Origin of the sequence: Achromobacter sp. UMC71 (genome assembly GCF_014170305.1) — a bacterium.
Lineage (GTDB): Bacteria > Pseudomonadota > Gammaproteobacteria > Burkholderiales > Burkholderiaceae_B > Achromobacter.
Genome location: NZ_LZZT01000008.1, coordinates 68,328 through 81,775, shown reverse-complemented (window position 1 = coordinate 81,775; position 13,448 = coordinate 68,328). Strand labels below are relative to the sequence as shown.

Annotated in this window: 13 protein-coding genes; 3 read left to right on the top strand and 10 right to left on the bottom strand. The window is 68.8% G+C overall.

Translation table 11 applies throughout. The annotated features are described in order from the left end of the window. Positions 1-9: 9 nt before the first annotated feature. From A9974_RS03280 to A9974_RS03255, 6 genes are all read right to left on the bottom strand, one after another. A complete protein-coding gene (locus A9974_RS03280) occupies positions 10-417 on the bottom strand; it encodes a DUF2894 domain-containing protein (protein ID WP_370539564.1) in 408 nt (135 codons plus the stop codon). Continuing rightward, positions 407-1,063: an OmpA family protein gene (locus A9974_RS03275; protein ID WP_183002725.1), complete on the bottom strand. Its 657-nt coding sequence runs from the start codon at positions 1,061-1,063 to the stop codon at positions 407-409. Before A9974_RS03275 ends, A9974_RS03280 begins: the two co-directional genes overlap by 11 nt. Then, entirely contained in the window at positions 1,060-4,356 is a 3,297-nt protein-coding gene (locus tag A9974_RS03270; RefSeq protein ID WP_183002724.1) for a DUF802 domain-containing protein, read from the bottom strand. The genes A9974_RS03275 and A9974_RS03270 overlap by 4 nt, the downstream gene beginning before the upstream one ends. Positions 4,357-4,366: 10 nt before the next feature. After that, positions 4,367-5,344, bottom strand: coding sequence for a DUF3348 domain-containing protein (locus A9974_RS03265; protein WP_183002723.1), 978 nt, complete (start codon positions 5,342-5,344; stop codon positions 4,367-4,369). Between the two features lie 195 nt (positions 5,345-5,539). Beyond that, positions 5,540-6,181, bottom strand: coding sequence for a PQQ-binding-like beta-propeller repeat protein (locus A9974_RS03260; RefSeq protein WP_183002722.1), 642 nt, complete (start codon positions 6,179-6,181; stop codon positions 5,540-5,542). A gap of 35 nt (positions 6,182-6,216) precedes the next feature. Next, on the bottom strand, positions 6,217-7,440 hold the full coding sequence (locus A9974_RS03255) for a helix-turn-helix domain-containing protein (RefSeq protein ID WP_183002721.1): 1,224 nt from the start codon (positions 7,438-7,440) through the stop codon (positions 6,217-6,219). Positions 7,441-7,588: 148 nt separating this feature from the next. Between A9974_RS03255 and A9974_RS03250 the strand changes: the two genes are divergently transcribed. Then, positions 7,589-8,023, top strand: a complete 435-nt coding sequence (locus A9974_RS03250; protein ID WP_183002730.1) for a hypothetical protein — start codon at positions 7,589-7,591, stop codon at positions 8,021-8,023. Positions 8,024-8,066: 43 nt separating this feature from the next. Here A9974_RS03250 and A9974_RS03245 read toward each other — a convergent pair whose 3' ends face one another. Continuing rightward, positions 8,067-9,464: a CoA transferase gene (locus tag A9974_RS03245; protein WP_183002720.1), complete on the bottom strand. Its 1,398-nt coding sequence runs from the start codon at positions 9,462-9,464 to the stop codon at positions 8,067-8,069. A 106-nt stretch (positions 9,465-9,570) separates the two neighbouring features. Between A9974_RS03245 and A9974_RS03240 the strand changes: the two genes are divergently transcribed. Both A9974_RS03240 and A9974_RS03235 read left to right on the top strand, forming a co-directional pair. Next, the gene (locus A9974_RS03240) at positions 9,571-10,761 is read left to right on the top strand and encodes a citrate synthase family protein (protein WP_183002719.1); all 1,191 of its coding nucleotides are present in this window, start codon (positions 9,571-9,573) and stop codon (positions 10,759-10,761) included. A 172-nt stretch (positions 10,762-10,933) separates the two neighbouring features. Then, the gene (locus A9974_RS03235; protein ID WP_183002718.1) at positions 10,934-11,572 is read left to right on the top strand and encodes a hypothetical protein; all 639 of its coding nucleotides are present in this window, start codon (positions 10,934-10,936) and stop codon (positions 11,570-11,572) included. On the opposite strand, the gene A9974_RS03230 is transcribed toward A9974_RS03235, so the two are convergent. From A9974_RS03230 to A9974_RS03220, 3 genes are read right to left on the bottom strand one after another with little or no spacing between them, the layout of a single operon-like run. Continuing rightward, complete coding sequence (locus tag A9974_RS03230) at positions 11,569-12,057, bottom strand: DUF6882 domain-containing protein (protein ID WP_183002717.1); 489 nt, start codon at positions 12,055-12,057, stop codon at positions 11,569-11,571. The two genes, A9974_RS03235 and A9974_RS03230, sit on opposite strands and share 4 nt — an antisense overlap. 39 nt (positions 12,058-12,096) lie before the next feature. Next, a complete protein-coding gene (locus tag A9974_RS03225; protein WP_183002716.1) occupies positions 12,097-12,591 on the bottom strand; it encodes a GNAT family N-acetyltransferase in 495 nt (164 codons plus the stop codon). A gap of 41 nt (positions 12,592-12,632) precedes the next feature. Then, entirely contained in the window at positions 12,633-13,442 is an 810-nt protein-coding gene (locus tag A9974_RS03220; protein WP_183002715.1) for a nucleotidyltransferase domain-containing protein, read from the bottom strand. Between the last annotated feature and the right edge of the window lie 6 nt (positions 13,443-13,448).

Below are 13,448 nucleotides of genomic sequence, written 5' to 3'. Positions count from 1 at the left end.
GGACGATGATCATGAATCGCATCGAAATCTCCTGGTGTCGGGGGTAAGGCCCCGGTGTTCGGGGCTTGTACCGGCACGACGCATGGCAAGGGCGGACATCGACATCGATATCGCGGACGCGTCGGCAATGGCCGGCGAATTCGCACCGGCCTCTATCGTGGGCTCGTCCGCGGCCACGCGGTCGGCGTAGGCCTGCATCAACTGCGCCAGCCGTTCGTCCAGGCGTTGCCGGACTGTGCCCGTCTGGTCGGCCACGCGGCGCGCCAGCGCCTCGATGACGTGGAAAGCGATCGGGTCCAGGCGGTCATCTCCGCGGGCGCGCCAGGCTTGCAGCGTGGCGCACGCGTCCAGGCCCGGCCGCGCACCGGCGTCCGTTGCGGCGTTCAGTGCGGACCCCAGTCCGCCATCACTGGCCACGGGGCGCCTGCGTGCCGTTGGACGGCTTGGGGATGGGCGTGATCTCGACCCGGCGGTTCTTGGCGCGGCCGTCTTCGTCGGCGTTGGACGCCACGGGCTGCTCCGAACCGAACGCGGCGGCAAACACCGCGGCCGAGGGCACGCCTTCGTCGATCAGGGCGCGCGTGACCGTCAGCGCGCGCTGGGCCGACAGGTCCCAGTTGTCCGCAAAGCGGCGGTTGCCTTCGCGCACCTGCTGGTCGTCGGTATAGCCGCTGACCATCAGGATTTCGTTGTTGGCCTTCAGGTAGGCCGAGAGCGGCTCGATCAGGCTTTTCAGGACCTCGCGGCCTTCCGGCTGCAGCTGATCGGAGTTCAGCGCGAACAGCACGCTGCCGCTGATGCCGATGCGGCCATTGATGAGCGTGACGCGGCCGGCGGCCAGCGGCGCGGCCAAGGCCTGTTCAAGCGTCTGGCGGCGCTGGGTTTCTTCCTGGCGCTGCTTGACCTCTTGCTCGAGCTGGGTGGACAGCTCCAGCTGCACGGCGACCACGCTGACCAGGATCAGCACGAACGCGCCCAGCAGCACCGACATCAGGTCGCCGAACACGGCCCAGGTCGGGACGGCGGCTTCCACGCCGCCGTCGATGTCCTCGCCCGCGCTCATGCGGCTTCTGCCCCAGCGGCGGCGCGTTGGGTGGCCAACTGCCGCAGGTTTTCAATGATCTGCTTTTGCGACTGGGTGCTCAGGTCCACGACCTCGCGCGCTTGCGCCACGTAGTAGGCCAGTTGCTCGTCGCCGCGCGCGATGGACTTGTCCAGCGCGGCTTCGATGCGCTGCAGATGCGTTACCAGCGAGTCGTTGGACTCGCCGAACAGGCGCACGGCGGCGCCAAAGGCTTCGCCCAGGCTCGCCACTTCGATGGCGCTGCTGGTGACCTGCGCGGCCACGTCGTTCAGGCGGCCGGCTTCGGCGTCGACCGTGTCGGTGAACTGCGCGCCGACGCGGTCCAGCAGATCGGCCGACGACGACACCAGGGCGTCCACCGCGGTGCGCTGTTCGCTGGATGCGTGGTTGACGGCATCCAGCAGCGTGGACAGCGTATCCAGCAGGCGGTTGCGTTCTTCCAGCATGGCGTTGTCGTAGGCCAGGCTGTCCGACAGCTTCTGGCGCAGTTCGCCGATGACGTCGGCGGCGGCGCGCGGGGCCTCGGAGGCGGCTTGCACCAACTGGCTGATTTCGGCGATGGTGCCGTTGGCGTGCGCTTCGGTCTGGGCGGCGATGCTGTCGGCGGTCTGGGCCAGGGTGGCGCAGATCTCCTGCTGCAGGCTGGCGCTGCGGGCGCCGGCCTGTTCCCATTCCTGGCGCAGGGCGTCGGCCATTGCGCCCAGCTTGTCGGTCCAGGCGGCCAGGCGCGCCTGGTCCTGCGCGGCCAGCTCGGCTTGCAGACCGGCCTGCGATTGGCCCAGCGATTGCAGCAGCGCGGCCGAGTGCTGTTCGAACGCGGCCGACGCGGTGGTCAGGGCTTGCTGATTGTCGCTGGCCAGCTTTTCGTTGGTCAGTTCCTGACGCGCCTGCGCCTCGGTCCAGGCGTCGGTCACGCTGCCGGCCGCCGTTTCCAGGCGGGCCGACACGTCTTGCAGCAAGGCGGCCTGGGCCTGGGTCTGCGCGGTCAGGTCTTGCGCCGTCCGGGTCAGCAACTGGCCCAGTTCCTGATGGCGGGCGGCGGTCTGTGCGCCGGCCTCGCGCCATTCGTCGCCCAGCTTGGCGGCCAGTTCACGCAGCGAGTCGTTCCAGGCGGCCAGGCGCTGTTCGTCGCGCGCGGCCAGGGCGGCCTGCAAGTCGGCCTGCGACTGCTCCAGCGTGCGCAGAAGCGATGCCGAATGCGTTTCAAAGGCGGCCGCGGCGGTGGCCAGGGCCTGCTGGTTGTCGCTGGCCAGTTTCTCGCTGGTCAGTTCCTGGCGTACCTGGGCGTCGGTCCAGGCCTGCGTCACGCCGCCGGCCGCCGATTCGATGCGGGCCGCCACGGTGTCGAGCAGGGCGGCTTGCGCTTCGCTGTGGGCGGCGAGGTCTTGCGTGGTCTGCGCCAGGGCCTGGCCGATCTCGTGCTGGCGCGCGGCGGCTTGCGTGCCGGCCTGTTCCCATTCACGGCCCAGCTTGTCGGCCACGGCACCCAGCGTACCGGCCCAGGCGGCCAGGCGCTCTTCATCGCGCGAGGCCAGGGCAGCCTGCAGGTCGGCGTGCGATTGATCCAGCGTGCGCAGGAGCGACGCGGCATGCGTTTCGAAGGTGGCCGCGGCGGCGGCCAGGGCCTGGCGATTGTCGTCGGCCAGCTTGTCGCTGACTTCGCCCTGGCGCGTCAGCGCCTCGTGCCATTGGGCCGAGACATTGCCGGCGGCGGCTTCCAGGCGGGCGGATACGTTTTCCAGCAGGCCGGCCTGGGTCTGCGCGTGGGCGGTCAGGTCCTGGGCGGTGCGGGCCAGCGCCAGGCTGATTTCCTGCTGGCGGTCGGCGGCCTGGGCGCCCGCGGCTTGCCATTCCTGGCGCAGGGTGGCGGACATGGCGCCCAGCGATTCCGTCCAGGCGGCCAGGCGCTGCTGGTCGCGCGAAGCCAGCTCGGATTGCAGGGCGGTGTGCGACTGGTTCAGCGTGCGCAGCAGCGATGCGGAATGTTGCTCGAAGCTGGCCGCGGCGGCTGTCAGGGCCTGCAGGTTCTCGCCGGCCAGCTTTTCGCTGGCCTGTTCCTGACGCGTCAGCGCCGTGTGCCAGGCGTCGGACATCGTGCCCGACGAGGCTTCCAGGCGCGTGGACACGCCATCGAGCAGGGCGGCCGAGCGTTGTTCAAAGGTCTGGGCAAAGCGGTCCAGCGAATCGCGCAGGTCCCGTGCCAGGGTCTCGCTGGCGGCTTGCTGACCGGCCAGCGCCTGGTTCCAGATGCCGGCCACATTGGCGGTGGCCGCTTGCAAGCCGGTGGTCAGGCTGTCCAGCTGGCGCTGCATCGCGTCGGTGACCGTGCCGTGCAGCGTGGCGGTTTCGCGCGACAGGCCGGCCAGGGTAGCCTGCACCGCGGGTTGCAGCGCTTCGCCGGCCGAGCGGGCGCTTTCGGCCACGCTTTCCTTCATCGACTGTTCCATCACGGCGGCCAGGCGCGCATAGGCGGCCTCGGCCTTGCCCTGGAACGCGTCCTGGCTGGCAAGCTGGCGCTCGTTCAGCGACTGGCTCTGCTGTTCCATGTTGCGCATCATGGCGTCCAGGCGGTCGACCAGCGTGGGCATGGCCTCGGCCTGCCGTTGCAGCACTTCGGCCTGGCGTTGCAGCAGCTTGAAGCTTTCTTCGCGCTGGTGGTGCTGCGTGTAGATGCGCAGCGTGGTGGCGGCCTTGGTGTCCAGCAGTTGCGCGGCCTGGATGCGGTCGCGCCGGCTCAAGGCGGCCAACAGGCCCAGCATGGCGGACGTGGCCACGCCGGCGATCGAGGTGCCGAAGGCAAAGCCCAGGCCCTTCACGGGGGCGGCCAGCGATGCGCGGATGGCGGCCAGGTCGGTGGCGCTTTCCAGCGCCGTGCCGGTGCCGCGCAGGGTGACGACCATGCCCAGGAACGTGCCCAGCATGCCCAGCAACACCAGCAGGCCGACCAGATAGGGCGCCAGCGCCGGGCCGGGCAGGCCCACGCGTTCGCCTTCGATGCGCAGGCGCGCGGCGTTGCGCAGGCTGGGGTGCAGCGTGTCCAGCCACGCGCCCAGGCTGGCGGGGGCTTGCGTCAGGCCGTTGGCCGCGCGTCTGAGGGACGCGGTGGCCTGCTGGTAGCGCAGCAGTTCAAGCGCGCCGGCCAGGTAACAGGCGCAGATCAGCAGGATGACCGCCAGCGCCAGGGGATTGGTGCCCGCGTAGCCCGCGCCGATCCAGCCGGCCACGGCCAGGCCGCTGAGGAAAACAACGATATTGATCAGATACTTGGACATAGTGTCCCGGTTAGCTGGCGCGAAGGGCCGCAAGCAGCCCTTCCACCGGTTGTAAACGAACATCCAATTCGGCCAGTAGCACGCTGCGCATGTCTTTGCGGAACGTCTCCAGCCAGGCGCCCGGCGTGGGCGCCGTCAATGCGGTTTGCGGGGCAGGCCCCGCGGGTCTGGCGCCGGCCGCCGGGGCGTCCGCTTGCGCGTCGGCCTGTGCGCTCGCTGGTGCGTCCACTTGTGCTTCGGCCTGTGCGTCGGCCTGGAGAGCCGTCTCGGCCCGGGCTTCAATTCCCGTCTCGGCGCCGGTTTGCGCCGGGGCGTCGGTATCCGCTTCGGACGCGCCTTGGGCTTGGGCTTGGGCCTCGGCCTGCGCTGCCGCGTCTTCCAGCGCCGCTTTCTCGGCCAGCCGCAGCCGGTCGAAATGCCCTTGCAGCAGCTTCGGAATCGCGCCCAGCAGCGCGCGTTCGCGCGGCAGCAGGGCGCGGTCCATGATGGCATCGACCACCGCCAGACGCGTCATTTCGGGCGTCTTGGCCGCGACCATGCCACGCAGGCGGCTGCGCAGGTTACCGATGCTGGTTTCCATCGTGTGCTGCAACGATAGATAACGCTGACGGAAATTCGAGTAATCGGCGTCGTCGGCCTGCAGGGCAGCGGCCGCTTTGGCCGGCATCTGCCCGGAACGCATCCCGGGGCTTACCCGTTTGGCCGCCGTCGCGGCGGTATCGCTGGCGATGGCATCGGCCAGCGTGGTCCGGACACGCTCGCACTCGCGCTCTTGCTCGCTGCTGAACTGGCGCGCGCCGGGCGCGATCGCCGGCGGACGGTTATTCAGGGCGGCAGACAGCGCAATCGCGTCGGTCCAGCCGAGCCATTGGCTCAGATGATCCGAAAGCGGTTGCCTGGATTGCACGGCGTCGACATCCGTCAGGCGAGTCAGCAAGCGAATGAGCGTCGGGCCGCTTAAACCTGTGCGCTGTGGGGCTTGCAACATACCACCAGAGTCAAAAAGGGGGGAGTTTACACGCTGGCGGGGGCCTGCTGGGGCCATAAGGGGGGCGCTGCGGTGAGGCCTGCAACAATTTGTCAGTAGTAGCGGAATTTGGCGCGTCGCCGGGCGGCGAGGCCGCCCGGCGGGCATGGCGCCTTCTATCTATATAGAGAGACGCTATGCATCGGCCCTGGCCGTTCAGGCCATGGCGCGCGGCTTGCGCACCGCCCGCAGCTTGCCGCTGGTCGCGCCGCCGCAATAGAACACGTCGCCGCCGTCCGATTCCAGGCCGGACACGACCACGCCCGCGGGCAGCGCCAGGCTGGCCAGGACCTCGCCGCTACGCGGGTCGACCTGTCTTAACTCGCTGGCGTCGTCTTCCCAGGTGCCGTGCCACAGACCGCCGTCCACCCAGGTCACGCCGGTCACGTAGCGGTCCGACGCGATGGTGCGCAGGACGGCGCCGGTGGCCGGGTCCACCTGGAGGATCGCGCGTTCCTTGTAGCGGCCGACCCAGAGCATGCCTTCGGCCCAGGCCATGCCCGAGTTGCCTTCGCCGTACGGCGCGGGGATGGTGCTCAGGATCCGGCCCGAGGCGGGGTCGATCTTCTGGATGACGTCGCCAGCGATCTGGTACAGGTGCTTGCCGTCGAACGCCGTGCCGGCCTGCGCGGCCACGTCGATAGACTGCACCACGGCGCCGGTGGCCGGGTCCAGGGCGTGCAGCTTCTCGCCCACGGCGATCCACACGCGACTGCCGTCGTAAGACACCCCATGCACTTGGCTTACGCCAGGAAACGGGCCGTATTCACGGATGATTTCTGCGGGTTTGGATTTCATGTCGATGTCCTGTTCAAGAGGTTGACGTGTCCATCCTAGGCATTCGGCAGCGGCAGCGGGAGTAACAATGTCGTCGCGAAACCCGGCAGCGGCGGCGTCATCCAGCGCCGCGCCCGGCCCTGGCCGATCGGCTGGGCGCGGCCCGCGGCGGCCAGCGCATCCAGCGCCCGTTGCACATTGCGTTGGCTGGCGCCCAATGCCAGCGCCAGCGCCGAGCTGGACCAGGCTTCGCCATCGGCCAACAGGGCCAGCACCGCCGCATGCTTGTCCTGCACGGGCGGGGTCAGCACCGCGACGGATTGGCAGGGGGGCGGCGTCAGCGCAAAGCCGCCCCGCGTGGCGCGCGGCGTCGCCAGGGCGCCCAGCGCGCCGCGAAGACGGCCGATTTCGACGCGCAGCCGGGCCCGATGGGTTTCGTCCGGGCGGCGGGTGCGGAAGGCCTGTTCGATCAAGGCCTCGCGGGAGGCATCGCCGGGCCACGCTTCGGCCAGGGTTTGCGCCAGCGTGAACAGGACGGGGCGGGTAGCCAGTGAAACTGTGCGCCCCGCGCTGTGCACCGCGTAGCGGCAGGCGTCCACCACCAGCGTGTCCGATGCCAGCAGGGCTTCGACCTCGTCCAGGCGCAGCGGCTGGGGGTCACGCGGCGGGGCGATCAGGCTGGCGGCGGGCGCATCCAGCAGGCTTGAGGCTTGCCGCACTTCGGCCTGCAGCGCGGGGATGCCGGCGGCTTGCGCGGCCTTTGCCGCGCGTGCCAGGGCGGCGCGAGCCTTGCTGGCCTGCAGGCGCCGCACGGCGATGCCCGCCACCACCAGTTCATGAACGGTCCGCAGCGCCGGGGCAAACGCGGCGGCGTCCAGCGCCGCCAGCGTCTGTTCGGCCTGGTCGAGGCGGCCGATCAACAGCAGGCGGCGGCCTTCAAGATAGCGTGCATAGGCCGCATTGCGCGCATCGCCGTGCTGTGCGAGCACTTGGCGTGCCGTCTCCAGCGCGGGCGTCGGCCAGGCCAGGTCGCGCGAGGCCAGGGCGATCTCGGCTTCGGCCACCACGCAGCGGGCGCGCGCCACCGGATCCTGAGCGCCAAACGCGCGGGCGGCCCGGCGCACCAGCCCCCGGGCCCGTTCGAAATCGCCCAGCTGCGCCAGCGCGATCCCCCGCAGTGCCAGCGCGGGCGCATCGTCGCGCAACGCCACGCGGCCGAGCGCGCCCAACGGGTCGCCCGCCGCCAACGCGTGCGCCGCCGCGGTGATCAGCAAATCCATGAAGGTTCCGCCCTGAGGGTCGTTTCGGCCTGTCGAGGGTGTCAATCTACCACTGGCATCCCGGTGGCGGGGCGCGCCAGGGGTCGGCAGGCTTGCGTGCGATTCGACGAGTGACCTTTTTCGACGCGGCAAGCGAGAATCTACACCCATGAAAATAACCGCCATCTTCCCCGGCCTTCCCGACGCCGAAAGCGCAGACCTTTCGGACTACTCCAAGTACTTCCTGTCCTACAAAAGGGAAGACTGGGAGGCCGATGGGTGTGAAGGCCGGTTTGAATACCCGTTCGACGGCGGTGAAGTCGTTCTCTTCTTTGTCGATTATTTTGGCAAAGGCATTTCCCTGCGCTATGACTACAACGTGCCAAATGCCAAGGCAGGGTCCTGCTGGTACAGCGTCGGGCAAGCCCACGCAATGCACGACATCGTGGATGCGGACACTGATCTCTACATTCCCCTGGGCTCGTGCCTGCCGCCGGCATTGGCCTTTGCGGTGCTGAATGACTTCTTCGCGAACCCCTTGGAAAAGTCCAAGAAGATCGCCTGGGTGAATGCAGAAGATCTGGATTGGTCAGCCATCGATTAAGCAAACACCCAGCCAGACATCCAACCAGGCGCGACGTCGCTTTTCACCGCCACTTGGCCTCGCTCGACCCCAGCGCGCTCGCCGGGTAGTCCCACGCCTTGGGCACACCGCCCACATGCAGCGGCACCTTTACCCGCCGTGCCGGGCCCCAGGACGTCTGTTCGATCGCCGCCGTCAGATCCTGCGGCGTTTCGGGCGCCAGTCCGGGCCCGTCTTGCAGCTGACCCGCATGCGCCACCAGCAATCGCGCCGTTCTGGCCAGCGACGCCCGCGCGCTGCTGCTCGCACCCGTGGCGACCCGCTCGGTCAGTCCGCGCAGGGCTGCAGCGGCCATCAGATAGCCCGTCGCGTGGTCAATGCCCTGGCTGGGCAGCGGCACGGGCCGGTCGCCGCCGGCAGCGCGCATGCCGGCGTCGGCAATGCCGCTGCTCATCTGCACCAGACTGTCGAAGCCGCGGCGCGCGCGCCACGGACCGGTCCAGCCGTAGGCGTCCAGCGAGACGTCGATCAGGGTGGGATTGAGCTGGCGGCGGCGGGCGGCGTCCAGGCCCAGCCGCGCCAGGGCATCGGGGCGGTAGCCGTGGATCATGATGTCGGCCTGGCTCAGCAGCTGTTCGAGAACGGCGCGGCCGGCGGGGTCTTTCAGATCGAGGCGGGCGCAGCGTTTGCCCAGCACGACTTCAGGGACCGTGCCGGGTTCTTCCCAGCCGATGGGGTCGATGCGCAGCACCTCGGCGCCGTAGCCCGCGAGAAAGCGCGTGGCGACGGGGCCGGCCAGGATGCGGGTCAGGTCCAGCACGCGGATGCCTTGCAGCGGGCGCTGGCGCGGGATGCGCCAAGCGGGGCGGGCGGCCGCGGCGCCGGCGGTGCGATGCAGCAGGGGTTCGGCGGCGACGCTGCGGCCTTGGGGATGGTCCGCCCAGGCGTCCAGGCTGCGCATGGCCGCGGCGCAGCCGTTGCGTTCGACCACGGCCGCTTCCAGGTCGTCGGCGCGCCAGCGCGCGACCGCCTGGGCAACGGCGTCGCGGTTGGCGGCCACGCCCAGGACGGCCAGGGCGGCGTCGCGATGGTGGGGCGCGTTGGTGTGCAGGCGGATCCAGCCGTCGGACGCCAGATAGTCGCCCGCGACGGCATCCCAGAGCGGTGGCGAGGCCCAGCCGACCGGCCGCAGGCTGGTGCCGAACCAGATGGATGCCAGGCGCCGGTCGACCTGGACGGGTGCGAGGTCGCCGGACCCGGCGGCGGCGAATTCCGCCAGGGCCAGGCCGGCGGCGCCGATGGCGGCGGTAGCGAAATCGGTGAAGGCGAACGCGCACGCAAGCGCGCCTTGCCCGGTGACCGTTACGCGGGACAGATGGGCGGGGGCGCCGCCGGCGGCCAGCCAGAATTGCCGCAGGTAGTCGGTGACGGCGGGGGACAGGGAATCTTGGGTATCGGGCATGGCGCTTCCTTGGTTCAACAAGCAATGCCGACAGACTATTCTTCTCGTTTTTATTGTCAATATTGATTAATCTAATCAACTTATTGATTCAAAGCACCCCGTCACAATGCCCAATTACCTGTCCTCCGCCGACGCCGCAGCCCGCCTGGGCGTGTCGCGCCAGACGCTTTACGCCTATGTCAGCCGGGGGCTGCTGCATGCCGAGGCAGGCGACAGCCACCGCGAAAGCCGTTATCTGGCGGACGAGGTCGAGCGCCTGGCCGGGCAGCGCACCCGCGGACGCAAGCCGAAAGAAGTGGCCAAGGCCACGCTCAGTTGGGGATTGCCGGTGCTGGAGTCGGCCATCACGTTGATCGAAGACGGCCAGATGTATTACCGGGGGGTGAACGCGGTGACGTTGGCGCAATCCGCCTCGGTGGAGACGGTGGCCGCGCACCTGTGGCAGTGCGAGGCGGAAGCGGCGTTCGCGGGGCCGGCGCCACGTCTGGCGGACGGGGTGGCGGGGTTGCTCGCGCAGCATCGCGGGCAGCGCGCGGAAGCGTCGCTGCTGCCGCTGTTCACGGCGGCCAGCGACGACGATGCCACGGCATTGTGGCAGCGCTCGCCCGAGCGGCAGGCGCGAGGCTGTGGCGATCTGGTGCGCACGCTGGCGGCCTGCCTGCTGCAGGCGCCGCCGGCCAGCGCGCCGATTCATGAACAGTGCGCGCGGGCCTGGGGCCTGGATGCGGACGGCGCAGACCTGATCCGGATGGCGCTGGTGCTGTGCGCCGACCACGAGCTGAACGCGTCGAGCTTCACGGCACGCTGTATTGCGTCGACGGGGGCAAGCCTGCGCGCCGGCATCGTCGGCGGCCTGGCGGCATTGACGGGCGGGCGGCATGGCGGCACCACGGCGCGCGGCGAGGCGCTGTGGGACGAACTGGACCGGGGCGAAGAGGCTGGCGCCGCGCTGCGCGAGCGGCTGGCGCGCGGCGAAGACCTGCCGGGCTTTGGCCATCATCTGTATCCGGGTGGCGACCCGCGCGCAATCGCCTTGCTGGGCCGCATCCTGCCGCAGCGGCCGGCATGGAGGCAGTGGATCGACCACGCATTTGCGCTGGTCGGGCTGCGGCCGTCGGTGGATTTCGCGCTGGTGGCGGTGCGGCGCCACCTGGGGCTGCCGGTGGGCGCGGCGTTCGGCCTGTTCGCGCTGGGCCGCTCGATCGGCTGGCTGGCGCATGGGCTGGAGCAGCGCGGCAGCCAGAGCGTGATCCGGCCGCGCGCGGCCTATACCGGCATCCGGCCGCAAGGCGGCTGAGTGGCGATGTCGGCTTGTGCATGCGCCGGTGGCCCGGCGGGATAGCGCGCGCAGGCACGTTGGCGCCGCCTGCTAACGTATTGTTACGATAAGGGTGGCTGTCCGCGAGGGGCAGCAAGTTGATACGCCCACCAACAATGGCGGCAACCGCCCGGAATCAAGCGAATATGTCATGCTGAAAATCCTCTGGAACGTCATTGCGGGTATCGCGGTGCTGTCCGGCATCTATCAGGGATACGTCGCCTACAAGACCCCCCGGCCCGTTCTCTCGCTGGTGCAAGCCACCACGTCGTTCGAGATGCCCAGCGACCTGGATCCCGTGTTCGACCAACTGGATGATGAGGAAAAGTCGCAGCTGGCGCGGAGCCAGGCCTATCTGGCGAAGAACTCGCCCCTGCGGTCCATTACTCATGCCGGGCTTCACAACACGGGTGAAAAGACCGCCACGGATATCAGGGTGACCTTTCCCAATGCGCGTGTCATCTCCATTCGTGCCGACGGCAAGAAAAATGAGTCGCTGAGAGGCCAGACGCAGGTAACCATCGACAAGCTGCCGCCTTCGTCGTCCGTCTATTTCGTCGTATGGGGACGGCAAGAGGACCGGTCTGGCGCCGAGCCGTCGATTTCGGCGGTGCATTCCGAGGGATTGATCGAGATATCCGACCCGTCCTCGGGGCGCTTCATCGACGAGGGACTGACGGGGGTTCTGTTCCTGCTGATCGGCATGCTGGTCTCGTGCGGCCTGTTTGTCGGCTATCTGCACTTGCGTCCGAAAGACGCCGCTTCGGCCCAGCACGTTGCCTCGCGCTAGATCGCGTCCGCCTGCGACAGCGTGACCTGCCCAAACGTCATCCACACATACGCCGTGTCCGACGCCTGTGCGCGGTACGCGCCGCTGGCTTCGCCCAGCCGCATGGCGACGGCGGTGAACGTCCAGGCCTGGTCGTCGTCGCAGGGGACCTGGCGCGTCGTGTAGGCCTGGAGCCCATGGGCCTGGCCGAAGGCCTGCGCCAGTTGGGCGTGTTCGGCCAGCTCGGCGGGCACGGACGGGTGGTCCCAGCCCCACAGAAAGGTGCCGTCGGCGCTGTTGGTGGTGCCGACGATCTGCACCGGCGCGCGGGCGATCATGCCGCCGGGCAGCTGGAACACGATCAGGCCGCTGTCCATATCCACGGACCATTGCCCGGCTTCATCCAGATGCCAGGTGCCGCAGTGCGCGGCGGTGGCGCCGCGCAGGCCTTCCAGGCTTTGGGCGATGTAAGTGGAGACGTCAAAGGGTTGGGCGTTGTCGGACATGCCGGGGCTCGGAAAGATGATCGGACCGGCAATGATAGATCAGCGCGGTGGCCGGGCGAGCGCATACACGTAGGTCGCGCGGCCATAGTGTGTTTCCTGGCCGCACAACGTGAAGCCCAATTTTTGCAGTACGCGCTGCGAGCCTTGGTTGTCGGGCCAGGTCACGGCGACCAATTCGTGCGTATCCAGCGCGCGCCACGCGTAGGCGCATAGCTGTTGCGCGGCCTGAGTGGCGTAGCCCCGGCCCCAGGCGGCCTGGCAGAGGCGGTAGGCCAGTTGCAGTTGGCCAGTGCCTTCCAGCCGGGTCAGGCTGATCCAGCCAATGGCAGCGCCCTCCGGATCCACCACGGCCCAGTGGCCGATGTTGTCCACGGGCGCTCGCAGCCAGGCCAGCAGCTCCTGGCGGCGGGCCTCGGTGGCTGGCTTGATTCCGGTGCTGTGCCGCATGACCTCGGGGTCGGACTCCAGGGCCAGGATCATGGGTACGTCGTCTTCGCGCAAGCGGCGCAGGGTGACGTCTGGAAAGGATGCCATGGGGCGATAAGAAGAAGGGAATGGAATGATAGTGCCCGCGCTCAATACGTCAGCGCCGCACCTGTCACGACCTCGTACAGGAACCGGTCCAGCCTTTCTGTCTGGCCATCGGGCCGGTCGAAGAAGGGCGCTTTTTCCAGGGCCTGCAGGGTGGTTTCCAGGTAGGCGTGGATCAGCGGAAAGCGCGGGCCGTGTTCGGCCTCGCCGGCCTGCATCTTGATGGTCAGCAACTGGTTGATCTCGTCGCGCAGCGCGGGGTCGGTGACCATGGCGTCGGCCAGGTCGGCAAAGCGCATCGGCGGGATGCCGCGGCCGCTGTCGATCCATTGCGCGGCCAGCACGGGACGCAGCACGTACAGGTATTTCTTCAGGCGCACGGTGTCGCCTTGCAGCGATTCGCGAAAGTTGCGCCCGGCCATGGCCACGTAGTGCCAGCGGCCCTTCATGTGCGAAAAATACTCGCTGCGAAAATGCCGCAGCCAGGCGCTGGTGGCGTCGTCCTGGCGGTACAGCACCGGTGAATCCAGCCATTCGAACAGGGTGGGGTTGGAGCCGCGCAGCAGTTGCAGGGCCTTGCGCAATTCCCAGCCCGACACGTCCAGTTCGTCGTCGATGGGCAGCTCGATCACGTCGCGCTGGTGCGACACGCGCAGGTACCAGTCCAGCTTGTGCACGTACAGGAAGCGCACGTCGTAGTCGCTGTCGGGCGAGGCGAAGCCCCAGCCGCGGCTGCCGGACTCGCAGGCGAGCAGGACGCGGACGTCGTGGCGCTGTTCGATGTGTTCCAGGGTAGCCATGACGCGTTCGCGGATGGCCGGATCGATGGGGTGGGCGTGCAGGATCGAGGTCATGCACAA

Bases quoted from the DNA above. Each gene is read 5' to 3' on its own strand.
- A9974_RS03275 (WP_183002725.1), bottom strand. From the start codon at position 1,063: ATGAGCGCGGGCGAGGACATCGACGGCGGCGTGGAAGCCGCCGTCCCG.
- A9974_RS03270 (WP_183002724.1), bottom strand. From the start codon at position 4,356: ATGTCCAAGTATCTGATCAATATCGTTGTTTTCCTCAGCGGCCTGGCC.
- A9974_RS03265 (WP_183002723.1), bottom strand. From the start codon at position 5,344: ATGTTGCAAGCCCCACAGCGCACAGGTTTAAGCGGCCCGACGCTCATT.
- A9974_RS03260 (WP_183002722.1), bottom strand. From the start codon at position 6,181: ATGAAATCCAAACCCGCAGAAATCATCCGTGAATACGGCCCGTTTCCT.
- A9974_RS03255 (WP_183002721.1), bottom strand. From the start codon at position 7,440: ATGGATTTGCTGATCACCGCGGCGGCGCACGCGTTGGCGGCGGGCGAC.
- A9974_RS03250 (WP_183002730.1), top strand. From the start codon at position 7,589: ATGAAAATAACCGCCATCTTCCCCGGCCTTCCCGACGCCGAAAGCGCA.
- A9974_RS03245 (WP_183002720.1), bottom strand. From the start codon at position 9,464: ATGCCCGATACCCAAGATTCCCTGTCCCCCGCCGTCACCGACTACCTG.
- A9974_RS03240 (WP_183002719.1), top strand. From the start codon at position 9,571: ATGCCCAATTACCTGTCCTCCGCCGACGCCGCAGCCCGCCTGGGCGTG.
- A9974_RS03235 (WP_183002718.1), top strand. From the start codon at position 10,934: ATGCTGAAAATCCTCTGGAACGTCATTGCGGGTATCGCGGTGCTGTCC.
- A9974_RS03230 (WP_183002717.1), bottom strand. From the start codon at position 12,057: ATGTCCGACAACGCCCAACCCTTTGACGTCTCCACTTACATCGCCCAA.
- A9974_RS03225 (WP_183002716.1), bottom strand. From the start codon at position 12,591: ATGGCATCCTTTCCAGACGTCACCCTGCGCCGCTTGCGCGAAGACGAC.
- A9974_RS03220 (WP_183002715.1), bottom strand. From the start codon at position 13,442: ATGACCTCGATCCTGCACGCCCACCCCATCGATCCGGCCATCCGCGAA.